The 26058-nt window shown below is 60.0% G+C and carries 34 protein-coding genes; 10 read left to right on the forward strand and 24 right to left on the reverse strand.

From position 1 onward, the window contains the following. Window positions 1-4: 4 nt before the first annotated feature. The 11 genes from EDF70_RS12470 to EDF70_RS12520 all read right to left on the reverse strand — a co-directional run bounded on the left by EDF70_RS12470 (window position 5) and on the right by EDF70_RS12520 (window position 7905). Complete coding sequence (locus EDF70_RS12470) at window positions 5-592, reverse strand: acyloxyacyl hydrolase (protein WP_245519130.1); 588 nt, start codon at window positions 590-592, stop codon at window positions 5-7. Between the two features lie 274 nt (window positions 593-866). Beyond that, window positions 867-1265: a hypothetical protein gene (locus EDF70_RS12475; RefSeq protein ID WP_132273609.1), complete on the reverse strand. Its 399-nt coding sequence runs from the start codon at window positions 1263-1265 to the stop codon at window positions 867-869. Between the two features lie 26 nt (window positions 1266-1291). After that, window positions 1292-1966 carry a phosphoribosylformylglycinamidine synthase subunit PurQ gene (gene purQ, locus EDF70_RS12480; protein WP_132273610.1) on the reverse strand — a complete coding sequence of 225 codons (675 nt, stop codon included), beginning with the start codon at window positions 1964-1966 and terminating at the stop codon, window positions 1292-1294. After that, complete coding sequence (locus EDF70_RS12485) at window positions 1963-2220, reverse strand: hypothetical protein (RefSeq protein ID WP_132273611.1); 258 nt, start codon at window positions 2218-2220, stop codon at window positions 1963-1965. The genes purQ and EDF70_RS12485 overlap by 4 nt, the downstream gene beginning before the upstream one ends. A 17-nt stretch (window positions 2221-2237) precedes the next feature. Further along, window positions 2238-2477, reverse strand: coding sequence for a phosphoribosylformylglycinamidine synthase subunit PurS (gene purS / locus EDF70_RS12490; RefSeq protein WP_112733336.1), 240 nt, complete (start codon window positions 2475-2477; stop codon window positions 2238-2240). An 18-nt stretch (window positions 2478-2495) separates the two neighbouring features. Then, window positions 2496-3260: a phosphoribosylaminoimidazolesuccinocarboxamide synthase gene (gene purC, locus EDF70_RS12495; protein ID WP_112733334.1), complete on the reverse strand. Its 765-nt coding sequence runs from the start codon at window positions 3258-3260 to the stop codon at window positions 2496-2498. Between the two features lie 303 nt (window positions 3261-3563). Beyond that, on the reverse strand, window positions 3564-4127 hold the full coding sequence (locus EDF70_RS12500) for an alpha/beta hydrolase (protein WP_132273612.1): 564 nt from the start codon (window positions 4125-4127) through the stop codon (window positions 3564-3566). 75 nt (window positions 4128-4202) lie between these two features. Continuing rightward, window positions 4203-5510 carry an adenylosuccinate lyase gene (gene purB, locus EDF70_RS12505; protein WP_132273613.1) on the reverse strand — a complete coding sequence of 436 codons (1308 nt, stop codon included), beginning with the start codon at window positions 5508-5510 and terminating at the stop codon, window positions 4203-4205. A 61-nt stretch (window positions 5511-5571) separates the two neighbouring features. Further along, window positions 5572-6060 (reverse strand): hypothetical protein, encoded by a 489-nt coding sequence (locus EDF70_RS12510; protein WP_132273614.1) that lies wholly within the window; start codon window positions 6058-6060, stop codon window positions 5572-5574. Beyond that, window positions 6060-6737: a ribulose-phosphate 3-epimerase gene (rpe, locus tag EDF70_RS12515; RefSeq protein ID WP_132273615.1), complete on the reverse strand. Its 678-nt coding sequence runs from the start codon at window positions 6735-6737 to the stop codon at window positions 6060-6062. The genes EDF70_RS12510 and rpe overlap by 1 nt, the downstream gene beginning before the upstream one ends. 79 nt (window positions 6738-6816) lie before the next feature. Next, on the reverse strand, window positions 6817-7905 hold the full coding sequence (locus tag EDF70_RS12520; RefSeq protein ID WP_245519131.1) for a branched-chain amino acid ABC transporter substrate-binding protein: 1089 nt from the start codon (window positions 7903-7905) through the stop codon (window positions 6817-6819). Between the two features lie 131 nt (window positions 7906-8036). Here EDF70_RS12520 and EDF70_RS12525 point away from each other — a divergent pair, with 131 nt between their 5' ends. Beyond that, on the forward strand, window positions 8037-8360 hold the full coding sequence (locus tag EDF70_RS12525; RefSeq protein ID WP_132273616.1) for a TfoX/Sxy family protein: 324 nt from the start codon (window positions 8037-8039) through the stop codon (window positions 8358-8360). Window positions 8361-8374: 14 nt separating this feature from the next. Further along, the gene (locus EDF70_RS12530) at window positions 8375-8791 is read left to right on the forward strand and encodes an OsmC family protein (RefSeq protein ID WP_132273617.1); all 417 of its coding nucleotides are present in this window, start codon (window positions 8375-8377) and stop codon (window positions 8789-8791) included. Window positions 8792-8794: 3 nt separating this feature from the next. Here EDF70_RS12530 and EDF70_RS12535 read toward each other — a convergent pair whose 3' ends face one another. After that, window positions 8795-9292 carry a BON domain-containing protein gene (locus EDF70_RS12535; protein ID WP_132273618.1) on the reverse strand — a complete coding sequence of 166 codons (498 nt, stop codon included), beginning with the start codon at window positions 9290-9292 and terminating at the stop codon, window positions 8795-8797. A 66-nt stretch (window positions 9293-9358) separates the two neighbouring features. After that, entirely contained in the window at window positions 9359-9856 is a 498-nt protein-coding gene (locus EDF70_RS12540) for a peptide deformylase (RefSeq protein WP_132273619.1), read from the reverse strand. 207 nt (window positions 9857-10063) lie between these two features. On the opposite strand from EDF70_RS12540, the gene mgtE reads away from it, so the two are divergent. Both mgtE and EDF70_RS12550 read left to right on the forward strand, forming a co-directional pair. Beyond that, complete coding sequence (gene mgtE, locus EDF70_RS12545) at window positions 10064-11479, forward strand: magnesium transporter (RefSeq protein WP_132273620.1); 1416 nt, start codon at window positions 10064-10066, stop codon at window positions 11477-11479. A gap of 62 nt (window positions 11480-11541) precedes the next feature. Next, complete coding sequence (locus EDF70_RS12550) at window positions 11542-11928, forward strand: MerR family DNA-binding transcriptional regulator (RefSeq protein WP_132273621.1); 387 nt, start codon at window positions 11542-11544, stop codon at window positions 11926-11928. 15 nt (window positions 11929-11943) lie between these two features. Here EDF70_RS12550 and EDF70_RS12555 read toward each other — a convergent pair whose 3' ends face one another. Then, window positions 11944-12933 carry a DUF1624 domain-containing protein gene (locus EDF70_RS12555; RefSeq protein WP_132273622.1) on the reverse strand — a complete coding sequence of 330 codons (990 nt, stop codon included), beginning with the start codon at window positions 12931-12933 and terminating at the stop codon, window positions 11944-11946. Window positions 12934-12961: 28 nt separating this feature from the next. Next, on the reverse strand, window positions 12962-13660 hold the full coding sequence (locus tag EDF70_RS12560) for a DUF599 family protein (RefSeq protein ID WP_132273623.1): 699 nt from the start codon (window positions 13658-13660) through the stop codon (window positions 12962-12964). A gap of 227 nt (window positions 13661-13887) precedes the next feature. On the opposite strand from EDF70_RS12560, the gene EDF70_RS12565 reads away from it, so the two are divergent. Together EDF70_RS12565 and EDF70_RS12570 are read left to right on the forward strand one after the other, a co-directional pair. Continuing rightward, entirely contained in the window at window positions 13888-15285 is a 1398-nt protein-coding gene (locus EDF70_RS12565) for an L-serine ammonia-lyase (protein WP_132273624.1), read from the forward strand. An 85-nt stretch (window positions 15286-15370) separates the two neighbouring features. Then, window positions 15371-15808 carry a DUF1489 family protein gene (locus tag EDF70_RS12570; RefSeq protein WP_132273625.1) on the forward strand — a complete coding sequence of 146 codons (438 nt, stop codon included), beginning with the start codon at window positions 15371-15373 and terminating at the stop codon, window positions 15806-15808. A gap of 49 nt (window positions 15809-15857) precedes the next feature. Here EDF70_RS12570 and EDF70_RS12575 read toward each other — a convergent pair whose 3' ends face one another. The 6 genes from EDF70_RS12575 to EDF70_RS12600 form a co-directional block, all read right to left on the reverse strand. After that, the gene (locus EDF70_RS12575; protein WP_132273626.1) at window positions 15858-16127 is read right to left on the reverse strand and encodes a hypothetical protein; all 270 of its coding nucleotides are present in this window, start codon (window positions 16125-16127) and stop codon (window positions 15858-15860) included. Between the two features lie 107 nt (window positions 16128-16234). Continuing rightward, window positions 16235-17632, reverse strand: a complete 1398-nt coding sequence (locus EDF70_RS12580) for an SPOR domain-containing protein (RefSeq protein WP_245519156.1) — start codon at window positions 17630-17632, stop codon at window positions 16235-16237. Window positions 17633-17860: 228 nt separating this feature from the next. After that, window positions 17861-18661, reverse strand: coding sequence for a hypothetical protein (locus tag EDF70_RS12585; protein ID WP_245519132.1), 801 nt, complete (start codon window positions 18659-18661; stop codon window positions 17861-17863). Between the two features lie 98 nt (window positions 18662-18759). Beyond that, window positions 18760-19368: a transglutaminase-like cysteine peptidase gene (locus EDF70_RS12590; RefSeq protein ID WP_132273628.1), complete on the reverse strand. Its 609-nt coding sequence runs from the start codon at window positions 19366-19368 to the stop codon at window positions 18760-18762. A gap of 524 nt (window positions 19369-19892) precedes the next feature. Then, complete coding sequence (locus EDF70_RS12595; RefSeq protein ID WP_132273629.1) at window positions 19893-20504, reverse strand: PilZ domain-containing protein; 612 nt, start codon at window positions 20502-20504, stop codon at window positions 19893-19895. Window positions 20505-20626: 122 nt separating this feature from the next. Further along, window positions 20627-21223 carry a PAS domain-containing protein gene (locus EDF70_RS12600; RefSeq protein ID WP_132273630.1) on the reverse strand — a complete coding sequence of 199 codons (597 nt, stop codon included), beginning with the start codon at window positions 21221-21223 and terminating at the stop codon, window positions 20627-20629. A 156-nt stretch (window positions 21224-21379) separates the two neighbouring features. Between EDF70_RS12600 and EDF70_RS12605 the strand changes: the two genes are divergently transcribed. Both EDF70_RS12605 and EDF70_RS12610 read left to right on the forward strand, forming a co-directional pair. Continuing rightward, entirely contained in the window at window positions 21380-22114 is a 735-nt protein-coding gene (locus EDF70_RS12605) for a rhomboid family intramembrane serine protease (protein ID WP_132273827.1), read from the forward strand. A 120-nt stretch (window positions 22115-22234) separates the two neighbouring features. Beyond that, entirely contained in the window at window positions 22235-22669 is a 435-nt protein-coding gene (locus tag EDF70_RS12610) for a CBS domain-containing protein (protein WP_132273631.1), read from the forward strand. On the opposite strand, the gene EDF70_RS12615 is transcribed toward EDF70_RS12610, so the two are convergent. From EDF70_RS12615 to folE, 3 genes are all read right to left on the reverse strand, one after another. Next, window positions 22670-23650: a patatin-like phospholipase family protein gene (locus tag EDF70_RS12615; protein WP_132273632.1), complete on the reverse strand. Its 981-nt coding sequence runs from the start codon at window positions 23648-23650 to the stop codon at window positions 22670-22672. 124 nt (window positions 23651-23774) lie between these two features. Continuing rightward, window positions 23775-24224 carry a phosphoribosyl-AMP cyclohydrolase gene (gene hisI / locus EDF70_RS12620; RefSeq protein ID WP_132273633.1) on the reverse strand — a complete coding sequence of 150 codons (450 nt, stop codon included), beginning with the start codon at window positions 24222-24224 and terminating at the stop codon, window positions 23775-23777. A 22-nt stretch (window positions 24225-24246) separates the two neighbouring features. Next, the gene (folE, locus tag EDF70_RS12625; RefSeq protein ID WP_132273634.1) at window positions 24247-24858 is read right to left on the reverse strand and encodes a GTP cyclohydrolase I FolE; all 612 of its coding nucleotides are present in this window, start codon (window positions 24856-24858) and stop codon (window positions 24247-24249) included. Window positions 24859-25154: 296 nt separating this feature from the next. Between folE and EDF70_RS12630 the strand changes: the two genes are divergently transcribed. Then, on the forward strand, window positions 25155-25604 hold the full coding sequence (locus EDF70_RS12630; RefSeq protein ID WP_132273635.1) for an iron-sulfur cluster assembly scaffold protein: 450 nt from the start codon (window positions 25155-25157) through the stop codon (window positions 25602-25604). Between the two features lie 3 nt (window positions 25605-25607). Continuing rightward, window positions 25608-25979 (forward strand): membrane protein insertion efficiency factor YidD, encoded by a 372-nt coding sequence (gene yidD, locus EDF70_RS12635; RefSeq protein WP_132273636.1) that lies wholly within the window; start codon window positions 25608-25610, stop codon window positions 25977-25979. The last annotated feature ends 79 nt before the right edge of the window (window positions 25980-26058 follow it).

A 26058-nucleotide genomic window follows, 5' to 3' on the forward strand; every position in this document is an offset into this window, starting at 1 on the left:
TTGCTTAGAACTTGTAACCAACCAGAACGCCGGCGCGGGTCAGGCCATTGTTCGGCTCGCCGCAGAGATTGGCGTGGCTGGAATGCTCGATCTGACCGACGATGCGCCATTTCGGATCGAGATTGACACCGACGGCGGCATATTCATGAAACAGCGTGTGGCAGCCAAGCTTCGGGCCACGCGTGCCGTCGATTTCCAGATCGCCGTTGTTGAGCGAACCACCGAAACCGGCTTCGACGAACAGGAAGTCGGTGATGTTGGCCGTCCAGGAAAAGCCGGCATAGATCTGCGAGGCTTCGCCGGCAGTGGCGATGTCTGCGCCGACGTGAACGCGCGGACGGACCAGCTTCTCAAAACCTTGCGCTTCGTCGTGATTCCAAGGGTCGAAAAACACCATGCCGGTGACGAAAGAACCTTTTTCGTCGTTGGTCGGTGTCTTGTCGGCAGCAACAAGCGCGCCAAAGCGAATTTCGTCAAAAATTGGCTTCTGGGAGACTTCCATGTCCGCAGCGAAGGTCGCGGTCACTGAGATCATCAGAGCGCTGGCTGCGAGGAGGGAAGTGATGGATTTCGACGCCGCGGCTTTCGACATGTATGGATGCACCCTTGCAAGATCCGCTCGAGAACAGACACGCTCTCGTCTTAGTGTGCAGACCATAGGCCGCTGAATTGTGATCACGCAACTGAAAACAGGACGTGATCACGCGCAATGTCAAAATGTTGCGCAAGTGTTGCAGGAACGGGACGTTTCAGCCGAAACGATGGATTTCACAGTAACTTTTGCAGGGGCTAAATCTCTTTTGAGACGAATGGCTTGCCGTATTTAAGCTGGCATATTGCCACAATTGCCTTGTCAGGCCCGACAATCAGCAGCCGGTGCCGCCCGCGGCCCAGCGTAGGACGTCAGCTTTGATTCGTCCACCTGCCGGACCCTGCATGAGCGGCCCAAAAGCGTCGAGACGCGCAGGGCTGCCTTCTGCCTGCACGACCAGCAAAGGACGTGATTCGGGGCTGTGGCGTGGAACGGCGAGGATGCGCGGGCGACCGGAGAAGGAGTTCAGCTCCGGTGCGAGGCGATAGTCGCGGAAAGCCGGGTCGTTGGATTTGAACCAGCAGGTATTCGCTGCAACGGCAACACGTTCCATCGTCGGCAGGGCGGCACGCTGCGGCGATGATGCCGCAGGTTTCTTGTCCGACTGGCAGCCGGCGAGAAGTCCGAGAGTGGCAACAAGAATGCCGGAAGCGGCATATGTGCGAAGGCGCATGCTGGTACTCCCGGCAGGTTTCAAGATCAGGCTGCGATGACGTCGAGGGCGGACGCGAAAATGCCGCGACCGTCCTTGCCGCCATGGGCGTGCTCGATCAGGTTTTCCGGGTGTGGCATCATGCCGAGAACGTTGCCGCGGGCATTGATGATACCGGCGATATCGTTCAGCGAGCCGTTCGGGTTGGTGCCTTCGGCATATTTGAACACGACCTGGCCATTGCCTTCCAGCGATGCCAGAGTCTCTGCATCGGCGAAATAGTTGCCGTCGTGATGCGCGACCGGGCAGCGGATGACCTGACCCTGTTCATAGGTGCGGGTGAAGTCGGTATCGGCATTGACGATCTCGAGTTTCACTTCCTTGGAAACGAACAGAAGCGAGGAATTGCGCATCAACGCGCCGGGCAGAAGCTGCGCTTCAACGAGGATCTGAAAGCCATTGCAGACGCCCAGAACCTTGACACCCTTTTCCGCTTTCTCGCGGATCGCCTGCATGACCGGCATGCGAGCGGCAATGGCACCGCAGCGCAGATAGTCGCCATAGGAGAAACCGCCCGGAATGACGATCAGGTCGATGTCATTGGGGATTTCCGTTTCCGTCTGCCAGATGGTGACGGGCTCATGACCGGAAATCTTGGTGAGGGCGGCGATCATGTCGCGGTCGCGATTGAGACCGGGAAGCTGGACAACGGCGGACTTCATGGGTGTGGTTCAAACCTTGCCTGTGCCTCGGAGAGCTCGCGCAACTCGAGGCGGTTTTCAATACGGTCGAGGCGCAACTCATGCCGCGCCAAGGTCGTGTGGATACTTTGGATATCCTGATGAAGGGCCACCATTGCTCCCCTCATCGCATTCATCTCGGCTTTTAACTCGCGTTGGCCGAGTTTTACATCAGAAATGTCGGCCTGCATGCGCTTCATCAGTTCATACATCAACTCATTGGTGATGTCGGCCATGGCGTCCTCCGCAACCGTCAGTCGATTGCGATAGTATAGTTCTCGATCACCGTGTTTGCCAGAAGCTTGTCGCACATGGCCTTGAGGTCGGCTTCGGCCTTTGCCTTGTCGCCTTCTAGTTCCAGATCGAAAACCTTGCCCTGACGGACCTGGCCGACGCCGGAAAAGCCGAGACTGCCGAGCGCGCCTTCAATGGCCTTGCCCTGCGGATCGAGAACACCGTTCTTCAATGTGACGGTTACCCGTGCCTTGATCACTTGATCGCTCCTGATTGCTTACTGGACCAGAACCGGGCCGGTGCCGCGGATCGGTTCGTTTTCGTTGATGATGCCGAGGCGGCGGGCCACTTCGGAATAGGCTTCGACAAGACCGCCGAGATCCTGACGGAAACGGTCCTTGTCCATCTTTTCGCGGGTCTCGATATCCCACAGACGGCAGCTGTCCGGCGAGATTTCGTCCGCCAGGATGATGCGCATCATGTCGCCTTCGAACAGGCGGCCGCATTCGATCTTGAAATCGACGAGCTGAATGCCGACGCCGAGGAAAAGACCGGAAAGGAAATCATTGACGCGGATGGCGAGTGCCATCACGTCGTCCAGTTCGGCCGGGTTGGCCCAGCCGAATGCGGTGATGTGCTCTTCCGACACCATCGGGTCGTTGAGCTGGTCCGACTTGTAATAGAACTCGATGATCGAGCGCGGCAGAACCGTGCCTTCCTCGATGCCGAGGCGGGTGGCAAGCGAACCGGCGGCGACATTGCGCACGACGATCTCAAGCGGGATCATCTCGACTTCCTTGATCAACTGCTCGCGCATGTTGAGGCGGCGGATGAAATGCGTCGGAATGCCGATCTTGTTGAGATGCGTGAACAGGTATTCGGAAATACGGTTGTTCAACACACCCTTGCCGTCGATGACATCATGCTTCTTCTTGTTGAAGGCGGTGGCATCGTCCTTGAAGAACTGGATCAGCGTGCCTGGCTCGGGGCCTTCATACAGGATCTTGGCCTTGCCTTCGTAGATACGGCGGCGACGGTTCATTCGATTTGTCTCGTTGTTGGCGCGCTCGCGTGGGCGCGATGGAAACTATTGAAGCGGTCCCTTAACGGAAAAGTACGGCTTTCACAATGCGGGCCGGAAACTTCTCAACCGTGATGGTGCGCTCGTGCGACCTGCTGGATGCGGTTTGCCTCTCACCCCGCTGATGACGGTTTCGTCCGGCCATCATCCAGCAGTCATCTTGTGCGGCGCTTGCTTGGGCGCAATGAGAGCTAGAACCTTAATTGCGACGGTAATTCGACCTGCGGAAGCTTCACCATCCGAAAACGGCATGCCTGACGCAAATCAGGTCTCCGGCGCCTTCAGCCTGGCAAGGAACTGCGCGAACACCATCGTGCCTTCCGGCCAGGGGCCGTGACCCGACTCTGCGTTGATATGACCAGACTCGCCGGCATCGACCAGAGCCGAACCCCAGGCATTGGCGATCTCGTCAGCGTGCTCGTACGATCCGAACGGATCGTTGCGGCTGGCAATCGTCAGCGTGGGGAAAGGCAGTGGATCGCGCGGGTAGGGGCCGAAGGTCATCAGATGTTTCGGCCGGATCGCCGGGTTGGCGACATCAGGCGGCGCCACGAAGAAGGCGCCGGCGATCGGCTTTTCGAAATGCGGGATGGCATGGATTGCTGTGGCCACGCCCAGCGAATGGGCGACCAGCACGACAGGCTTTGTCGAGGCATTGACCTCTTCCACCAGCCGCGCGACCCAATCTTCCTTCACCGGCTTTGCCCATTCCGCCTGTTCGACACGGCGTGCGGAGGCAAGTTTCTGCTCCCAGCGGGTCTGCCAGTGGGTCGGGCCGGAATTGGTATAGCCGGGAACGATGAGGATTTCTGCGTCTGAAGCTTTCATGCCGCTTATCTGTGTTCGCTCGTCAGGGAGATCAACCCTCGGCGCACCGAGGGTTGATCGATCTTGGTGGTGAAATTACGCCTCGCCAAATACGCGACGGAAAATCGTGTCGACATGCTTGGTGTGGTAGCCGAGGTCGAACTTTTCGCGGATGTCGTTTTCCGAAAGCGCTGCGCGCACTTCCGCATCGGCCAGCAGCTCTTCCAAAAAGTCCTTGCCCTGTTCCCAGACCTTCATGGCGTTGCGCTGCACCAGACGGTAAGCGTCTTCACGCGAGGTGCCGGCCTGCGTCAGTGCCAGCAGCACGCGCTGCGAATGCACGAGGCCGCGGAACTTGTTCATGTTCTTCATCATGTTGTCGGGATAAACGACAAGCTTTTCGATGACGCCGGCCAGACGGTTCAGCGCGAAATCGAGGGTCACGGTCGTGTCAGGACCTATGGCGCGCTCGACGCTGGAATGGCTGATGTCACGCTCGTGCCAGAGGGCGACATTTTCCATGGCCGGGACGACCGACATGCGCACCAGACGGGCGAGGCCCGTTAGGTTTTCGGTCAGGACTGGGTTGCGCTTGTGCGGCATGGCCGACGAACCCTTCTGGCCCGGAGAGAAGAACTCTTCGGCTTCCAGAACTTCGGTGCGCTGCATGTGGCGGATTTCGATCGCGACATTTTCGATCGACGAGGCGATGACGCCGAGCGTTGCGAAGAACATCGCGTGACGGTCACGCGGGATGACCTGCGTCGAGACCGGCTCGGCGATGAGGCCCAGCTGCTCGCAGACATATGCTTCCACGCGCGGGTCGATATTGGCAAATGTGCCGACGGCACCGGAAATGGCACCGGTGGCGATTTCGGCGCGTGCTGCAACGAGGCGCGTGCGGTTGCGGTCCATCTCGGCGTAGAAACGGGCAAGCGTCAGGCCCATCGTCGTCGGCTCGGCATGGATGCCGTGGCTGCGGCCGATACGCACCGTGTCCTTGTGTTCGAAGGCGCGGGTCTTCAAAGCTGCCAGAACGCGGTCGACGCCGGCCAGCAGGATGTCGGTTGCGCGCACCAGCTGGATGTTCAGCGTGGTGTCGAGCACGTCGGACGAGGTCATGCCCTGATGGACGAAGCGGCTGTCGGGACCGATGAATTCGGCCAGATGCGTCAGGAAGGCGATGACGTCATGCTTGGTGACGGCTTCGATCTCGTCGATGCGATCGACGTTGAAGGTGGCGGCATTGCCCTTTTCCCAGATCGTTTCGGCGGCCGATTTCGGAATGACACCGAGTTCGGCCAGTGCCGTGCAGGCATGTGCCTCGATTTCGAACCAGATACGGAACTTCGTTTCCGGCGACCAGATGGCGACCATTTCGGGGCGCGAATAACGGGGGATCATGGGCGGAGCCTTCCTGACGTCTTGAGAGTTGGCGTCCCTGTAGCAAAGTGTTCCCGGAATCTCAACGCATGCGACGAAGCATGATCCATGTGCCGGCAAACAGGAACAAGGGCCCGAGCGGCAGATAGAGGCGCGTAGCCATCACGGCGAACTGGTAAAATGCCGAGGCCGAGGTGAATATGAACTGCAGGAACCAGATGCCGCTGAGTGTTTCCGCATGCCATTGGGCGTAAAAGGAGCGGTATTCCAGCGCGAACAGGCCAGCGGTGACAAAGACGGTCGCGGCGGCCAGACCGGCAAACGCCAGAACAGCCAGAACGCGCCGTCTTATGACGATGCGTTGGAAAAAATGGCCAACCAGGTCGGCCAGCCACCAACCCAATACGCCACCGGCGAAAAACACCAGCAGGATCGTCGGTAGATGAAAGCTTTCCACGCGTCCGCGCAGCAACAGGCCGGCGGTCGCGGTGATCATCATCGCCAAACCCCAAAGGAAGGCCGCTGCCGTCGAGCAGCCGATCGCCTTCATCCGGGGCAGGGCGGCGGGCATCAGGCCCGCGCGGTTTCGGCGTTGCGGCGCAGGATGTCGATCTCGGTGCGATAGGCGACCTTGTCGGCCTTGCCGAAGATCGCCGAACCGGCGACGAACACATTGGCGCCGGCCTTTGCGGCTGCACCGATCGTCTCAGCCGTGATGCCGCCATCGACCTGGATTTCGATCGGACGGTCACCGATCAGCGCCTTGGTGGCGGCTATCTTGTCGAGCATGGCCGGAATGAATTTCTGGCCGCCGAAACCGGGATTGACGCTCATGATCAGGATGAGGTCGATATCGTCCAGCACGTTTTCGAACACCGACAGCGGTGTTGCCGGATTGAGCGTGACGCCGACCTTCTTGCCGAGGCCGCGAATGGTCTGAAGAGAACGGTGCATGTGCGGGCCAGCCTCCGCATGCACGGTGATGCTGTCGCAGCCAGCCTTGGCGAAGGCTTCGAGATAGGGATCGACCGGCGCGATCATCAGATGGCAATCGAAGAAGGCCTTGGTATACGGGCGAAGCGCCTTGATGACATCCGGGCCGAAGGAGATGTTGGGGACAAAATGGCCGTCCATGATGTCGAGATGGATCCAGTCGGCGCCGGCTTCGACTACATCGCGGACTTCCTCACCCAGACGAGAGAAATCAGCGGCAAGAACGGAAGGGGCGATACGGATCGGCAGCGTCATGCGAAAAATCTCCGGCGGCGACTTGAATTTTGGTGGCCTTAGCAAAGTGACTGACCCGAGACAATGACCGCAAACCGTATCAATCGGTTCGCATGCGCGGGTCGAGAAAATTGTTGTCGCGCCATTCGAGCAGGCGCAGCGGATTGGCCTGCAATTCGTGGTCCGTACCAAAACCGACCGGGCCGATGACGGTTGCAAACGACTGACCGGACAGGTGGTCCGCAACGCTGCCGCTGGTCGCGGCCTGACGCACGATTTCAACCGCGGCATAGGCAGGCAGCGCATATCCGTCCGGTTCTGCACCACGTTCGCGGAATTCGCCGACGACGATCTTGGCTTCCGGCAAGGTCGTATAATCCGGCAGGGTGACCGCCAGAGTGCCGTCACGCAACGCAATGGGCCGATTGGCGGCTTTCAGCGCGTCGCCGCCGATCACCGTCAGGGAAATCTTGTCGGCCGCGGCGTCGCGGGCGATGGTAGCGGTGTCATTGTGATCGCCGCCGACAAAAACATGGGTGGCGCCGGCCTTGGCGAGACGGCGCACCAGCGCCAGTTGCTGCTCCTGACCGGGACGATAGGTGTCGGTGAAGACGGGTTTTATACCGCCCGCTTCCAGCTTCTGGCGGATGACGCTGGCAAGATCACGGCCATAGATCGTCCCGTCTTCGACAAGTGCGATCGGACGGTTCTGCCACTGGCCCAGCATCACTTCCGCAAGCTTTTCCGCTTCGTCGCCATCCGCCGGCGCCATTCGGAAGAACGGCCATTGGTAACGCTGCGCATCCTCCATCAGGATTTTCGAGCGCACCGACAAGGTGATGGCGGCGATGCCGGCATCCTTCAGATCCGGCAGGGATTCAGACAGGGTCTCGACGCAGAGAAAACCGATGGCGGCCACGGCCTTTTCTGCGCGCAACCGCTCGGCGATGACTTTTCCAGCACCCTGATCGCAGGTCTCATTGATTTCCACCAGTCGATCACCGGCCTTGGCTGCTGCGGCGCGGGCGCCTTCCAGCACCTGTGTACCAAGGCCTGCATAGGGACCGCTCTGCGGCGCGACGACACCGATGGTGGCCGCAATGGTCGGGCCAGCGCTCGCCAGCAACAGGCCGGCAACGGCAAATATCGGGGCTTTTAACGTCACGATCATGGTGTTCAACTGTTTCACTCTGCCGGTTCGTGCAATCTGGATCTGTCAACCGGTTGCGTCAAAGGTATTCGCCTATAACACGAAGATGTTTGCCATGGACAATGGCAGCGATGAAATCCTATCGATAGGCGGGTTGATTGGAGTTCCGCATGGATATCGTTGCAATCGAGGAATTGTTCGAAGGGCTCGGGCCTGTCACCGTCAAGCGAATGTTCGGCGGCAAGGGCATCTATCACCACGGACTGATCTTTGCGCTGGAACTGCGCGATACGCTGATGTTGAAGGCCGATGCCGTCAGCGGGCCGCAATTTGCAGCGGCGGGTGCCGAGCAGTGGAGTTACGAGGGCAAGAAGGGCAAGCCGGTGCTGATGCCCTATTGGACGGTGCCGGATGAAGCGCTGGATGATCCCGACGAGATGACGAAATGGGCGCGGCTGGCTTATGAGGCGGCCATCAGGGCGCAGGCGCAATAGGAACGTTTTCGGATATGGTCGATGTGAAAGTGAAATCGCGGCCGGTGGGGGCGCTGGCCAAGGTCGGGCGACATGGGCATCCGCGTCTGACGAGCGAGACGGGTGGCGAACTGGATGTCATCACCAGCGCTTCGATGCCGGGCTTCAACCCTTTGGACCTGCTCTATTCGTCGCTTGCCGCCTGTCTCGTTCTGAGCGCACGGATCGCTGCGAGCCGGCTTGGCATTCTCGACAAGCTGGATGAGGTTGCCGTGCACGTGACCGGGCAGAAGAGCCCTGGAGAGCCGGCGCGGGTCGAAAATTTTGACGTGAAATTCGAGCTGTCGGGGGATTTCGACGCGCAACAACGCGCCGAAATCATTCACATGGCGGAAGAAATCTGCACCGTCAGCAACACGCTGCTGGCAAAGCCGACGATCCGCATCATTTGACGCTCATTCGTCGTCATCCGGGATGTGGCTGTCGACGCCGCCAGCGGTGATGCGGCTGACGACGCGGCCGACGCCGGGCACACGCTGCACGGTGGCAACGATACGGCGGATGAGGGCGTCGTCATCGACCATGCCTTCCAGCACGACGGTCGTGTCATCGACATGGAGATCGATCATCTCCATCTGCAGGTCTTCGAGATTTTCGAGCGCATCGCTGATGCGTTCCTCCAGATCGTCGTCATTCTCGCGGCCGACAGTTTCCGGCAGGCCGCGGTCGCGCAGCCGGTTTTCCTGACCGTCGGCCTCGATGCCATCGACGCGAAAACCGCCATTGCGCTCGCGGTCGAAATTGCCGGATGCGCCATAGGCGGCATTGTCCACCTGTTTCGATGTCGCGCCCGGCTTGTCGGCATAGGGCCAGCCCTCATCGATATCGCGCGCCTCGTAGTCGCGAAAATCCTCTTCGCGCGACAGGTCGTTTTCGCTTTTCTTCAATGCCATGACAGCCTCCTGATTTTGGTCTCGGGAGGCATAACGTGCAGGTCGGCGGATTGTTCGACGTCGCGATTAATCGCGTGACGCTTTTTCCCATTTCTTGATCAGCCGCTCGCGTTTCAGGCGTGACAGGCGCCTGAGCCAGAAGATGCCATCGAGCTGGTCGATCTCGTGCTGGATGCAGATGGCGAGAAAACCTTCGGCATCTTCTTCGTGGGCGACGCCATCGAGATCCTGGTAGCGAAAACGGATCTGTTTCGGGCGTTCCACTTCATCGGTAAAGCCCGGCATGGAAACGCTGCCTTCCATATGCCGCATCACCTCTTCCGACGACGCCAGCACCTCCGGATTGGCATAGATGCGCACGCCATCCTGCGGCGAAAGCTCGATCACGGTGAGCCGCAAAAGCGTGCCGACATGGGCGGCGGTGATGCCGACACCGGGGGCGGCGCGCATGGTTTCCAAGAGGTCGTCGGCGAGGGTACGAAGGTCATCGTCGAAGCGCGTGACGGGCAGGCAGGGCTGGCTCAGCAACGGATCGGGATAGGACAGGATTTTCAGGCGTGTCACGCGGCACCTTGGCGAGAAACTATCGGTTTTTGGCTTGGCCAAAACGAGGCTGGACCCCGCTTTGGAATTGTTCTAGCAGATATCGGCGTGCGGCGGGAACCAAACCCGGCTGTTTGCGCTATCCAGTTGTTGAAAATCGGTTTTCTGCTGCAGATTCGTTCGAAAAGGCGAATGGCGGCGGGATTCTTCTTATGTGAGGGCGGCCTTATGACGAATATCGAAGACGATCGCCTTCGCCCGACCGCCGAAGAGTTTTCCGACGACATCTATTCCGAAGACGGTTCCATTCGCTCCGATGTGCTGGCCATGGTCGGCGCGGCGATCGCGGACCGCGATGTGCTGTTCCTGCGCCAGAACGTGGCGCGGCTGCACGAATCCGAACTCGGCGACCTTCTCGAAGCCATCCAGCCGGATCAGCGCATGGCGCTGGTGCGCCTTCTCGGCGACGATTTCGACCTGACCGCACTGACCGAGGTGGACGAGGCGATCCGCCTCGAAATCGTCGACCAGATGCCGAATGCGCAGATTGCCGCCGCCATCGGCGATCTCGATTCGGACGATGCCGTCTACATTCTCGAAGACCTTGACAAGGAAGACCGCGAGGAAATTCTTGCACAGTTGCCGTTTACCGAGCGGGTGCGCCTCAGCCGCGCGCTGGATTACCCGGAAAGCTCGGCCGGTCGCCGTATGCAGACCGAATTCGTGGCGGTGCCGCCGTTCTGGACGATCGGCCAGACCATCGACTACATGCGCGACGAAGAGGATCTGCCGGAAAGTTTTACGCAGATCTTTGTCATCGATCCGACCTTCAAGCTGCTGGGCATCATCGATCTCGACCGCATCCTGCGCACCAAGCGTCAGGTGAAGATCGAAACGATCATGCGCGAGACCAATTACCCGATCCCGGCCGACATGGACCAGGAAGAGGCGGCACAGCTGTTCGAGCAATATGACCTTCTCTCCGCCGCCGTCGTGGACGACAACGGCCGTCTGGTCGGCGTGCTGACCATCGACGATATCGTCGACGTCATGCAGGAAGAGGCCGAAGAGGACATCATGCGCCTCGGCGGTGTCGGCGATGAAGAACTGTCTGACTCGGTTGCCGATACCTCGCGGTCACGCGTGCCGTGGTTGCTGGTGAACCTTGTAACGGCTTTCATGGCAGCCTCCGTCATCGGCCTTTTCGATGCCACCATCCAGCAGATCGTCGCACTCGCGGTGCTGATGCCGATCGTTGCCGGCATGGGCGGCAATGCCGCTTCTCAGACGATGACGGTGACGGTGCGGGCGCTTGCCACCCGCGATCTCGACATTCACAATTCCTGGCGCATCATCCGCCGTGAAGCGGGTGTGGGCCTGCTCAACGGTGTATTGTTCGGCGTGCTGATCGGCATCGTCGCCGGCGCCTGGTTTCAGGATCCCAATATCGGCGGTATCATTGCCACGGCCATGCTGATCAACATGATGGCGGCAGCGCTGGCGGGCATCATGGTGCCGCTTCTTCTCGACAAATACGGTGCCGACCCGGCGGTGGCCTCTGCGGTGTTCGTGACGACCATCACCGATATCACCGGCTTCTTCGCATTTCTCGGCCTCGCGACATGGTGGTTTGCCATCGGCTGAGGGCGAAAATTGACTTGTACGTAAAGGTCAATTAGTTTTAGCCCTCTGAAAAGGGCAAGCACGTGCACAAGTATTATAGCATAACGGAACTCACCCGCGAATTCGGCGTTTCGACGCGCACCCTCCGCTTCTACGAGGACGAGGGCCTGATCCATCCCGAGCGCCGGGGCCGCACACGCCTGTTCCGCGCCGCCGATCGCCGCCTCATTCAGGAAATTTTGCGTGGCCGCCGTATCGGCTTCACCATCGCCGAAATCCGCGAGATCGTGCAGGTCTACAAGGAGCCGCCGGGCGAGATGGGTCAGCTGAAACTGCTGATGAAGCGCCTCGACGAAAAACGCGACGATCTGCGCCAGAAGCGCAAGGATATCGAAGAGACGCTGGTCGAACTCGACAATGTCGAGGAAGCCTGCCTGACACGTCTCGCCGAAATCGGCGTTGGCACCTGATCTTTCGAAGCCCGGTCAGCGGGCGATCATCGAACATTCCTGCGCCAGCGATTGCACGCGCTCGTCCGTCTGCGGGTTGATCTGGCCCGTGTTCATCGGCACCAGCAGCGACTGCTGCTGAAGGCGCTCACCCGTACACGCGCAGAACCTCTGGCACATGCCGATATCCTCGCCCTGAGCAGAACAGCCGCTCTCGCAGCTGCGCGTGTAGCTCGTCATCGGGTCTGGCGCCGGTGCCGGATGGATCAGCGAAAACAGATAGACGAGGCCGATCAGCACCGGCTGATGGATCAGGTAGAAGGCAAGGCTGTGCTGCCCGGCCCGCCCGAGAACGTTCGGCTTGGTCTGGACCTTGGCCAAGTGCGTCAACCAGCCGCGGGTAACCGCCAGCTTGCCGATGGCAATGCCGAGAAGCGGCGCTGCGAGCCAGGGGAACAGCGGCACGAAATCGTTGGAGCGCGGTGGCGTGGCGGCAAAACCAGTCCAGTTGAGAATACGCGGATTGAAGAACTCGCTGCTGAAAATGCCCGGAGAGACATAGCCGTTGATGTAACCCGCCGCTGCAATGGCGATGGCGATCAAGGCCGTGACGACGGCCGGCAGGCGCAGGAAGGCGAGACCAATCAGGCCCGACAGCGCAATATTGTGCAGGATGCCAAAATGGATCCATTCATCCGGCAGGGCGAACAGCGTGCCGAGACTGATGACGAGGGCAGCCCCCGCCACCATGCCGAATCGTTTTGCAAAGGATTGCCAGCGAATGGCCGAAAGATGCGCCAGAACGAGGCTGAAACCGGCCAGAAACAGGAAGGAACTGGCGATGCAGCGGGCATAAAGTTTCCACGCGCCCTGCGTTGCCGTTTCCGGATCGATATAACCGAAAAAGCCGAGGTCCCAGGTGAAATGGTAGGAGGCCATGGCGATCAGTGCCAGACCGCGTAGGGTGTCGATCAGAAGGATGCGCGGCCTTTTGGGCGCGCCCGAAATCGTCTCTGCAATTGCCACGAAAACTCTTTCCGGCTGGATATGTCGTTCAGGGCCGTTCGTCTTCCATCACCGCTAGACGCGCCTCCGAAAAATACTGGCGGCGTGTCAGGGCGACGATGACGACGATCGTCATTGCCATGAACATATAGGGCCCGGCGAACCAACCGAGATAGCCGATCGACAGAAAAAATGCGCGAAGCCCCGAATTGAAGTGGCTGGCGGCAATCGTGTTCATGCGGATCACCTGATCGGCAGCGCGTTCGGCGGCTTCGCGGTTGCCGTTGGTCTCGTGCATCATCGGCAGCGCGCCGAACAGGATCGTGCAGTAGTTGAACAACCGGTAGGACCAGCCGAACTTGAAGAAGGCATAACCGAAGATGACGGTGAGGCCGGCGACCTTCAGTTCGAACGAGGTGCGTCCGCCATAGGATGCGATGGCGAGGTCCCGGAAGACGGCTTCGACCTGATCGGTGGCGCCCAGAAGCGCGAAACAGCCGCCGATGGCCAGAATCGATGTCGATGCGAAAAACGCGGTACCGTTCTGTAGTCCGGCAAGGATCTGCGTATCGATCATCTTCAGGTCGCGGGTCAGCGAATTGTAGATCCAGTTCCTGCGACGTGCCGCCATCACCCGGTTGAGGCTCTGGCGCGGCAGGTATTTGCCGCCGGAGCCGGCGGAGAACCAGCTGTAGAGCGCCCACAGGACGAGAAACAGGACAAGAGCGATATAGTCGGCATTCGACATGGGCGGAACCAGAACTGGAAAGGACCGAATTTCAACGAATTCTTCTGTAATGCTTCAGTTCGCCATGCCCGGCAAGCGGCAAGCATGATCACGATCATCCTATCCACATTGCGCGGGCGTAATTTTGTTCCTATGTCGCTGCGACAAAACCCGATGTCGGGCGATCGCCGTGACGTGTCTTTCGTCAAGCGTAGCCTGACCTCATCATTCTCGCGATATGGATAGCCATGTTTCTCTCCGTCTTCGACGTCTTCAAGATCGGCATCGGCCCTTCGAGTTCCCACACGATGGGACCGATGTCGGCCGCCAACCGCTTTCTCGACCTGATCCTGTCGGATGACTGGCCAAGGCCCGCAGGCGCGCATGTGGCGGCCCTGAAGGTCAGCCTGCACGGATCGCTCGCCTTTACCGGCATCGGCCATGGCACGGGCAGGGCAGTTGTGCTCGGCCTGATGGGCGAGGCGCCGCAGAGCGTCGATCCAGACAAGATGGATGCGATCATCGCCAAGGTGGAGCGTACCGGCCGTGTCACACCGCCCGGCCATCCGGCTTATGATTTTCAGCCGAAGACGGACCTGATCTACGACAAGAAGGTGCCGCTGCCAGGCCACGCCAACGGCATGGCTTTCGAGGCGCTCGACAAGGATGGTCGTCTGCTTCTGAAGCGCATCTATTATTCGATCGGCGGCGGTTTCGTGGTGACCGATACCGAGCTGGAAGCCATGCGCGGCCACAAGAAGGTCAGTTCCGACCGTGTGCCCTATCCCTTCGCCTCGGCCAGGGAGATGCTGGAGATGGCACGTGGCGCGGGCCTCAGCATCGCCGCCATGAAACGTGCCAATGAAGAAACCAAGATGAGCCACACCGAGCTCGACGAAGGGCTCGACCGTATCTGGGATGCGATGAGCCGCTGTATCGATCGCGGCCTGCAGGTGGACGGCATCATGCCCGGCGGCCTGAAGGTCAAGCGCCGCGCCCGCGCCATCCACGAGAAGCTGGAGGCCGAATGGCGCTCCAACCGGCTGAACCCGCTGCTCGCCAATGACTGGCTGTCGGTCTACGCCATGGCCGTGAACGAGGAAAATGCCGGCGGTGGCCGCGTCGTTACCGCCCCGACCAACGGCGCTGCCGGCGTCATTCCGGCGACGGTGCGTTATTTCCTGCATTTCCACGAGGATGCGACGCGCGAGGATGTTCATACCTTCCTGCTGACGGCAGCGGCTGTCGGTGGCATCATCAAGCACAATGCCTCGATTTCCGGCGCCGAGGTCGGCTGTCAGGGCGAGGTGGGGTCGGCGGCCGCGATGGCGGCGGCGGGCCTTGCCGCGGTGATGGATGGCTCGCCCGAGCAGATCGAGAATGCCGCCGAAATCGCGCTGGAACACCATCTCGGCATGACCTGCGATCCGATCGCCGGTCTCGTGCAGGTGCCGTGCATCGAGCGCAACGCGCTGGGAGCGGTCAAGGCGGTCACTGCTGCATCGCTGGCGATCAAGGGTGACGGCACGCATTTCGTGCCGCTCGATGCCTGTATCGAAACCATGCGCCAGACCGGCAACGACATGAGCGAAAAATACAAGGAAACCTCGACCGGCGGCCTCGCCGTCAACGTCGTGGAATGTTGATCGCCAATAGCGGGCCTGTGGATGCAGGCCAGCCATGCCGCGCCCTTGGCTTGACGTGGCGCACTTATGGGTCTTGAAGCAGGGCATGGCACTCAATCTCGTCAAACTCTGCGTCGGCGCCGATTCCATTCAGGATCTGAGGGATTGGGTAGCCGAGCGCGCCTTGAGCGCAATCGCTGCCGGCCTTGAGCCGCATTCGGTGCATACCACCCGCATGGTTCCCAAGCGCGTCGATGAACTGCTGGCCGAAGGATCGCTCTATTGGGTGATCAAGGGGCAGGTTATGGCGCGCCAGAAACTGCTCGGCATCGAGACATTTACCGGCGGTGATGGCATCGGTCGCTGTCATCTCGTTCTTGGGCCGGAAGTGATCGAAACCTTGCCGCAGCCACGGCGCCCGTTCCAGGGCTGGCGTTATCTGACGCCGGAAGATGCGCCGGCCGATCTCGGCAGCCTTGGCGAAGATGTTATGGCGCTGCCGGAAGATCTGCGGCGGGAACTCGCCGAACTCGGCCTTCTCTGAAACGAAAAAAGCGCACCGTCAGGCGCGCTTCAATGGCAATCGGCTCTGCTCAGCGCAGGCGGATATGGATCGGTGCCCGGCCGGAATGGCTGCCGATATGCAGGTGAATGCTGGCCTCCGGCTGCGTGTATCGCCATGCGCGCGCGGCATGCGTCAGAAGCAGGCCGACGAGATCACGCGTCTTTTCTCGCGGCCGGTTCATGCCGAGACCGGCGATCCGCATCGCGGCCTCGTGGAGCGGATGCAACGAAGGGCCGCGGGCATTGCCTTTCAACGTCGTCGGAAATTCACGTTCGATGTTGTTTTCGTTCACTGCCATGTTTGACCTCGTACGCATTACAATTCGAGGGCTGAAACGGCGCCGGGAATAACTCTGCCCCGGCTGCTGCCGCCGGACATGCCGACGGCAGTGTTAAGCCAATGAGATTACTGGAGCGATGCCCAGCACTTGATGCCCTTTTTCTTCAGGGCGTTGCAGGCGTTGACCGCCGTCTTCTGGTCGTCGAAACCGCCGAAGCGGGCACGGTAGAGCTGGCTGCCATTGGTGCTGACGGCAACCGTGAACGGCTTTGCACCGCGCAATGCGCTGCCGCCCTTGTCCTGGGCGCTGGAAAGCAGTTCCATTGCCATGTCCTTGTTCGGCGAGACGCCGATCTGCACAACCCAGCCGGCAATCTGCTGGGCCGAGGATGCCTGTCGATCGGAGCGAGTCGAAGCGGTCGTGACCGCATCGGTCACGGTCGCGACCTTCTGTTCCGATGTCGGTTCCTTCAGGTAGCCGGCAGCGGGTGCGAGACCGCGCGGAGGTACCGGAGCGTTGCTGGCGATTGCCGACGAAACGGCCTCACGAGCGGCCTGCGATTTCGGCTCTGCTGCATAGGCGGATGCGCCTGGAACCTTCTGGTCGTAACGGGCGCCCGGCAGCGGGCCGGCATTCGGCAGGTCCATGGAGGCCAGCTGGCGAACGTCGACCGAAGGCGTGCTCGGCTTCGGCGCATCGACGACCGGAAGCGACGGTGCGGGTGCGGTCTGGGCGATCAGGTTGCTGTTACCGCCACGCGAAGCCTGCGGCAGATAGGTGGCGACCAGCTTGCGCATCTGCGCATCGCGGGCGGCACTGCCCTTGGCGCCGAGAATGACGGCAACGATCGAGCGGCCATCGAGCTGTGCGGAGGTGGCAAGGTTGCTGCCTGCCGCCTGCGTATAACCGGTCTTGATACCGTCAACGCCCTTCACATTGCCGACGAGGCGGTTGTGATTGCCGATGACCTGACGTCCGAATGTGAAGCTGCGGGTGTTGAAGTAGCCGTAATACTGCGGAAAGTGCTGGCGCAGCGCGATGCCGAGGCGGGCCTGATCGCGCGCCGTCGTCATCTGCGCGGTGTTCGGCAGGCCGTGGGCGTTGCGATAGGTGGTGCGCGTCATGCCGAGCGCACGTGCCTTGTTGGTCATCATCTGCCCGAAACGTGTTTCCGAGCCACCCAGGAATTCACCCATGGCCGTGGACATGTCGTTGGCGGAGCGCGTGACCAGCGACAGGATGGCCTGTTCGACACTGACCGAACCGCCGGCGCGAACGCCGAGTTTCGACGGCGGCTCCTTGGCGGCATTGGCAGACACCGTGACGCGGTCACTCAGGGAAATCTTGCCCGATTCCAGTGCTTCGAACGTGAGATAAAGCGTCATCATCTTGGTGAGCGACGCAGGGTAACGAAGGCCGTCGGCATCTTCGTTGTAAAGAACCTTGCCGGTCTTGGCGTCGACGACGATGCCGGCGTATTTTGCAGCAAGAGCGGGACTGACGAAAATCGTCGACGCTACGATCGCCGCTACGAACCGACCGGCAACCCGAGCGGTTTTAGATGCGCCATCCTTGGGGAGAGATGAACTAAAGAGGGTTTTCAACACGCCTGCACTCGCTACTTGCAACTCGATTTCAATAGGTCCGGTCGCGCCCCCGCAGCGTGCCGTTGGGGGCACTTTAGGTCAGCAGCGTTACCAACTCGTTTATGATGAAGCTGTGGTTGCGACGTTCGATCGAATTTTAGCGGTTTATTGGGGTGTTTTTCGTGTCGCGACGCGCTCTTTCACAAAGCGGGCAATCGCGGCATCAATATGGACCCAGTCGCGCAAAAGTGTCGGCGAGAATCGGTAAAGCACGGTCAGGTCCTGGCCAGCGCGAATGTCTCTCTGGCAACTGGCGCTGTTGGTCGCAACGGGGGAAGTCTGTTGGCCGGTCTGTCGTTCGGGGCCTTTGTCGCGCGGCATGAGGCAGCGGACGGCATAGGCATCACCGGTGGAAGTCGGCGCTGTCAGGATGACTTCGTCGCCATAACCGCTATCGGCACGCAGATGGTGCGCAGTGAGCCCATAAGGTCCCGGAATAGCGTCGCCGTCGAACAGTCGTGAATAGATCGGTTCGAGCCGGCCGGACATGTCGCGCGACATCGTGCTCTGTGACAGTTGCAGGAAGATGAGGCCATCGGCGCTGCCCGAATCGTCAAAACGTCGCTTCTGGGCGACGCTGTAGCCCTGCATTTCGGGCCATGTGAGGTAAAGATCGATCCTTTCGCTGTCGCCTGCATGGCGCTGTTCGCTGAAGCGGATGGTGTTGGCCGGCAGGCGCAGTTCATCCTGACCGATTCTGACCCTGATCTCCTCACGGCTGTCGGTATGGCTGCCGAGCGCAAGCTTCGGGCCGATCCAACTGCCGCCGAGATTGACGGCGAAGGTCGCCGCGGCCATCAGGGCGAGGGCAAGGGTGATACCCAGCGCCATGCGATTGCTGATCAGCGGTTCCTGAAAATTGTCCTGCGCCATGATGACCTGCCTGCTTTCGACGAGCCATGGCATATGAGGCTTGCGCGGGGCGGGGCCGGCTGGCGAAAACGAAAAAGTCCGGCGCCACGTTTCCGTGGGCCGGACAAGTCTTCAGTGAGATAGAAAAACTGTTACTGGCTGACGCTGCCGACAGCGATGGCGCGGCCATCCTGCAACTTGACCCAGCGGCCCGGATCGTCGTTCGACTGGCGCTTCAGGTAAGTGTATTCGGTGTCGGCCCAGAGCATGACCTTGTTGCGCATGTTGTCGAGAATGAAGTCGCCGCGATCGGTGCGGACGGTCAGCACGGCATGGCCTTCGCCATTCGGCTGCAGCACGACGGTGATCAGCAGCGCCGAGGCATCAAAACCCTTCTGCATGAGCATCTTGCGCTTCAGCAGAACGAAATCCTCGCAGTCGCCGACAGTCTTCGGGTAGGCCCACTTTTCCTCGACGCCGTAGATTTCCTGGTCAGTCATCGGCTGGATGGCGGTGTTGACGGTGTAGTTGACGTCGAGCAGCGTGCGCCACTTGTCTTCGGTGAGCGCAACCGGGCCGCGGTCGCCATTGGTGCGGACGCATTCGCTGCGATAGGCCTTGCAGAATTCGTAATGGCCGATCGGCGGGTTTGCCTGACCGATGATCTTCATGTCTCCGCTGACGGCAAATGCGGACTGCGTCTGGAAGAGGGCGATGAAGGTGGCGATAGCGGTGATCACCAGGGCTGTGCTTTTCGTCATTTTTCTTGTCTCCCCGTTGGTGAGGAGACAATCGCAGCAAGGTTTTGATCCGGTGGAAAATACCGAAGTAAAAACAAGTGCTTATTTGAATTCAATTCGGCTAAAACATGCAGAAAATTGCAATCGAATTCGACGAAAATTCGCGGTGTATTTTCGCAAAGTTTGTTTCAAATTATAACGAACTGTCGGGTCCTGCGCCCGGCTCATTTGCCTAAATTGCTGACATGGCTGATGTTTTCGGAATGGTGGCAATTGATGGCCGAACCTGCCGGATGCGCTGAGGAGGTCCTGGTTTTCGATGATAAACGCCACGTAAACCGTGTTTTCCATCGTGCCAGACGGCTGTTTCGCGTTGAAACACCCCGTTTTGGGGTCGAAAAATCGTCCCGAAACGAGAAAATAATTCGATATCGGCCGATTATTTTCGAGATTTGCGGCTTTGTCATCCCGTTGCGGCACGAAAAAGCCGGCGGTGAGTGCCGCCGGCTGCGAAAATGTTAAGGCTGAATGGCTGTCTCCGTCGCCTAAAGGAAGGCGCGCAGCGACTCGCGCGACTGGACCGAGGCGAATTCGATCGCCACGCCTTCGATGAAATGGCGGACGATTCGGCCGCGCATGTTGCCGAGCATGACGGGTGTGCCGAGCGCCGGACGGATTTCGATGTCGACGGCCGCGCCTGAGAGCGAGAGATCGACGATCTTGCACGGATATTTGCGGCCATCGTCGAGCACAATCTCGGTGCGGGTGATGCGCGGCGTCAGGCGATCGTGTCGACGATCTTCCGGCAGGCCGAGTTCGTGCTTGTTGGCGAGCCATGTCAGCTGCGCCGCCAGTTTCTCGCGCTTGCGGTCCGTGGCGTTGATCGACATGTAAAAACCATCGGCATTGACGCCGATGACATTGCCTTCGATGCGGCCGAGATTTTCGATATAGGCGATCACGCGTTCATTGGCGGATGGTCGCGCTTCACACGAGAACACCACGTCGCCCGGAGACATCTCCACTGCCGTGCAGGGGAATTCGTCGTGGCTCTCAAGCATCAGGCGCCCGCTCATGCCGACGGTCACCCGCTGGAAGGAACGCTCCTGCGCGCCTTGCGGTGGTGTCGATTGTTGAGCTGGCTGGAAAGAGTACATGCTCGTTCTCTCAAGTCGCGATTTGCATATTCTAAAATGTATGATGCCCATTATGCGCCGAGCGGTGCAGAGCACTGTAATGGATATCGCATCGCGGTTAATAGAACGTTCTGACGGGCTTGTCAGCTTCTTCCAGAAAGCCCGTCATCTACTATTTCGACAGAGAGAAGACGCCGCATGAAGCGGGTAAAACGCTTGCCGTCCGGCTGAATCTCAGCGCTCTCCTCGGCGATACTGCGCGATTCGCCGGCATAAAGGCATGAGATCGTCTCAAGAATAACCCCCGTGCGTGGCTGGCGGGGAAGAATGGCGCCCAGAATCCGGTCCGGCTCCGCCTCAGACGATCGCATCGGCAGAAGCACCATCTGGTAGTCGTGGTTACTCTCGGTGCCGACACCGGTCACATCGGTCACCATCGGACGACCGCGGGCCAGCATCGCCTGAATGCCGATATTGGCCTGCCGACGTTGTGACCTGTGCCACAGGCAGGTGAACGGGCGCCCCCGCAATTCATGGCCGAACAATGCACAGAGGCGTGTGCCAGCCAGGCGAAAAGAGAGAATGCCGGCATCGTTTTTGCCGAGAATAAAAAGGTCGGGAAGCATGTGGCGCACGCGTGCGGGTTCGAACTCCCGCTGCACGGGGAGCTTGCCATCTCGCTTCAGTTCGAGCCAGTAGCTGAATAATTCGTTTCCTGCTGCAGTCTGCATCGTATCCATGTGTCTTATTTCGGAACAAGATTCATTCTTTCCCGAGCCCTTGTGGTTACCGTAGCGAAAACCATGCCAACTGAGCCGACGCTTCCGTTTGTGCTGGCCGTCCTGTAAGGCTTGCGGGTGAAAACGAGCAGGTGATGGATGAGTGACAGACCGGATATGCCCACGCACCCGACGGCGGATGAAGCCCTGAGGGAAGAGGCGCTGATCGAGGATGAGGGCAAGCAGCCGATCTTCAACCTGCCGGGCGTACTGACCGCAACCGTGGCGCTGCTGGGAGCCATCTATCTGGTCGATGCCTATCTGTTGCCGGATCTCTGGCGTGAATGGCTGCTGGTCACTTTCGCCTTTATTCCGCTTCGTTATCTCTACCCATTCGCGGAGGAGGGCATGCGGCAGATCTGGACGCCGGTCACCTATTCGCTGATGCATGGCAGCTTTCAGCATCTTGGCTTCAATGTATTGTGGCTGCTGGCGTTCGGCGCTCCGGTGGTGCGCCGCATCGGTACCGCTCGTTATCTGCTGTTCTGGATATTCTCCGCTGCCGCCTCGGCTTTCTTTCATGCGGGCCTGAACTGGGGTGAGCAGACCGTATTGATAGGCGCATCGGGCGTTATTTCGGCGCTGATGGGCGCCGCCTGCCGATTCGCTTTCCCGAGGCATGGCGGTTACGACCGCACTTTTGGTCATCTTTATCCCCGCCAGTCGATTGTCGGGGCGCTGATGAACCGTACGGTCGCCGTTTTCGTGGGGCTCTGGTTTGCCGGCAACATCCTCATTGCCGTCGGCCTGCCGCTGCTCGACACCGGTTCCGATGCGATCGCATGGGATGCGCATATCGGCGGTTTCCTGTTCGGATATCTCTTGTTCGGATTGTTCGATCGGGTCAGGTAAGGCGAACAGCTCACAAGATGTTGCTTTTGCGCTGCCAAAGGGGCACCATTCCTATGGTTGCATCGCTGGCCGGGGAGGGCTTTTGGCGGCGCAACGATTGCAAAAAGTGAGGAGAGAACAATGCCCCAGACCGTGAAGAGCATGCTGGATGCAAAGGGTCGCAATGTCGTGTCGGTCAGCCGCGAGCAGACCCTGAGCGAGATCGCGACCATTCTCAACGAAAAACACATCGGTGCCGTCGTGGTGACGAGCCTCGAAGGCCGAATTGCCGGAATTTTTACCGAACGTGACCTTGTCCGCGCCATAGCCGGCGAAGGTGCGGCGGTATTGGAAAAGCCCGTATCATCCGCGATGACAACGAATGTCACCCACTGTCGGGAAGACAATACCAATGACGACCTGATGGAGATGATGACTGCCGGTCGTTTTCGTCACGTGCCGGTGGAAACCGATGGCAAGCTTGCCGGCATCATCTCGATCGGCGACGTGGTGAAATCGCGCATCAGCGAAATCGAGCACGAAGCCGAACAGATCAAGGCCTATATCGCCGGCTGATTATCGGGCGCAGATTTCCTGCATGCGTTTCAACGCGCCGATCTGCGCCTTGGTTTCCTCGTAGCCGCGCCGGATGGCTTCACCGGCGCGGTGGAATTCCGACAGACCGATATCGCTGAGGCGTGGATTGAGCCCCAGATCCGGCGGGTCGCCGGCAAGGCGGGCCCGGGAAATGCGTTCCTGAATTATGTTGAAGGCCTGCACCATCGTGCCGGTCATGCTGATGCGGCTGGCGGCCCGACCGCCGGCATCATCCATGCGCTGACGCTGCTCGATGTCCTGAATGCTGGCATTGTGGCGCACCACGGCGGCGCGGCCAAAGATGTCGTAGTTGAGATTGACGCCGACGACGAGCGGCTGCTCGTAGGCGCGGCAGACGGAGGTCGGCACCGGATTGACCAATGCGCCATCGACCAGCGTGCGATTGTTACATTTGACCGGTTCGAAAATGCCGGGCAGGGCGTAGGAGGCGCGTAAGCCGGTGATCAGCGAGCCGCTGGCGATCCAGACTTCGTGACCGCTCTGCAGTTCTGTGGCAACGGCGACGAAGGGACGGCTCAGGTCCTCGATGGCGATGCCTTCCATATGCTCCTGCATGCGCTTGGTCAGCCGCATTCCGCCAAAAAGTCCGCCGCCGCCGATAGTGAGGTCCAGCAGGCCGGCAATACGGCGCATGGTCAGCGAACGGGCGAAGCTTTCAAGTTCATCCAGCTTGCCGGCAAGGTAACAGCCGCCGACCAGCGCGCCGATCGAGGTGCCGGCGATCATGCCGACTTCGATACCCTCTTCATCCAGCGCCCGCAGCACGCCGATATGCGCCCAGCCGCGCGCGGCACCGCCGCCCAGTGCCAGTGCGATCTTCGCCTTGCGGTGTTGAGTGTGTTCGGGAGGTCTTGCGGGCGGAGCTTCGAGAACAGCCGCACCTCCGGTATCCGATGCGGGAGCGGGGCGCGGTTCGTTTCTGTTCCAGGACCAGTTCATGTCTTCCGCGTCTCCTCCACGCCGGATCATCAACCCAGATGACCATTAGGCGCCCGAATGGGTTTCGAAAGTATTGATCAACGGCAAATGTGACAGGAAACGGGACGAAAGGAAATTGCGTTCCTTAGCTCGCGTAAACGGATCCGGGATCGAAATGGCGTTCGTCGTCGGCAATCTCGACGAAGGCCTTGCCGTCGACCTGCTTGACGCTGCGATAGAAGCACGAACGGCGACCGGTGTGGCAGCTGGCATCATGACCGGCGACGCTGACCTTCAGCCAGACGGCATCCTGATCGCAGTCGGTGCGGATTTCCTCGACCGCCTGCAGATTGCCGGAGGTCTCACCCTTTTTCCAGATTTTTGCGCGCGAGCGGCTGTAGTAATGGGCAATTCCGGTTTCTATCGTCAGCGCCAGCGCTTCGGCATTCATATGCGCGACCATCAGCAATTCGCCGTCGCGCGCATCGGTAACGACGGCGGTGACAAGGCCATGCGCATCGAATCGCGGCGTGAAATCACCGGCCTCTTCGAGTGCATGCTTGTCGGCGGAAGGTGCGGCAAAAGTCAGCGTCATGATAGGCCTCGGACCGGCAGGCTCAGCTGCGGATAAGGGTCAGGAAACGCGCCTGCTCGGCGGCATTGTTCTCGAACTCGGCGGTAAAGGTCGTCGTCAGCGTGGTCGAACCCTGCTTCTGAACGCCGCGCATGGCCATGCACAGATGCTCGGCATCGATCATCACGGCAACGCCACGCGGATCGAGTACGCTCTGGATGGCATCGGCGATCTGTGCGGTGAGTGCTTCCTGCGTCTGCAGGCGGCGACCGAACACTTCGATAAGACGGGCGATCTTCGACAGGCCAAGCACACGACCCTTCGGCAGATAGGCGACATGCGCCTTGCCGATGATCGGCACCATGTGATGCTCACAGTGCGAATAGAACGGGATGTCGCGCACCAGAACCATGTCCTTGTAGCCCGACACTTCTTCGAACGTGCGGCCTAGAATGTCCTCGGGCGACTGCTCATAACCGGAAAACAGTTCGCGATAGGCGGCGGCAACGCGCTTTGGCGTATCGAGCAGGCCTTCGCGCGACGGATCGTCGCCGGTCCAGCGCAGCAACACGCGCACGGCGTCCTCGGCCTCCTGCTGGGTCGGGCGGGCGTCGGCTTGGCCAGCGGCCGGAAAGTTCTTCACAATGGCATCCATTTCAGGTCTCCTGATCCTGATGCGGGTCAAGGCCGCATCCGATCCTAGTGCAGTGACGCCGGGCAATTTAGCCGTTAGACGTCATTTTGGGGCTATCTGACGCCGCCGAAGTCATTTTACAAGACATTGCATTCCGATTTTGACGTTCGTCACGCAAAAGCACATGTCTTGATGCGGGCTTTCAGCGGTAGCATATAATGGTAAAACAATCGGCATGACAGGATCATCTGCGAAGACGCAGTGTTCGACATGCGCCGCGCAGGCGATGGCTGCGAGCAATCCGGAAACTGGTGATTATGGACGACATCTACAATAGCCGCATTCTCGAACTGGCCGGCAATATCGGCTTTTCGGGAGAACTGGAGGATGCTGATGGCGTCTCCGAAAAACATTCGAAACTGTGCGGCTCGAAGGTCAAGGTTTTTGTAAAGCTCGACGGTGGCATCGTTTCCGACTTCCGCCACAAGGTGCGCGCCTGCGCGCTCGGTCAGGCGTCTTCGGCGGCGATGGCCAAACATGTGATCGGTGCAAGCGTTGAAGAACTGCGCCAGGCGCGGGCCGATATGCTCGCCATGCTGAAGGATGGCGGCGAAGGCCCCGAAGGCCGTTTCGAAGAAATGCGGGTTCTCAAACCGGTTAAGGACTACAAGGCCCGCCACGCCTCCACCATGCTCACCTTCGATGCCGTGGTCGACGCGATCGAACAGGCGGAAGCGAAGACCCAATCCACCGCCGCGACGGCCTGAGCCATGTGTGGCGCCTGTGGCCAGCCGGATGAGGACGAGCCCAAGGAGCGCCCAAAATATGCCGGGCGCAACTGGCGCGGCCCGTTTCGCAAGACGCCCGGCCGTCTGTTCGGCATGGGCTTTATCCGTCTCTACCAGCTGACGCTGTCCGGTTTCATCGGTAATGGCTGCCGCCACATCCCGACCTGTTCGGAATACGGATACGAAGCCTTTGCCCGGCACGGTTTCTGGTCCGGCTTCTGGCTGACGCTGTTTCGTGTCGGGCGTTGCGGGCCGGGCGGCACCGGGGGGCTGGATCCTGTGCCGGAAGCGCTGGATGACGATTATCGCAGATGGATGCCCTGGGCACTCTGGCAGTTCGGCAAAAAGGCCTGAAACCTTTACTCGCCAGCGATTTTTGACTAAGACGCCGGCGTTCATTGCCGCAGACGCGGCCCTTTTTTGACCACCCGCA

The organism is Neorhizobium sp. JUb45 (assembly GCF_004343585.1).
GTDB lineage: Bacteria > Pseudomonadota > Alphaproteobacteria > Rhizobiales > Rhizobiaceae > Neorhizobium.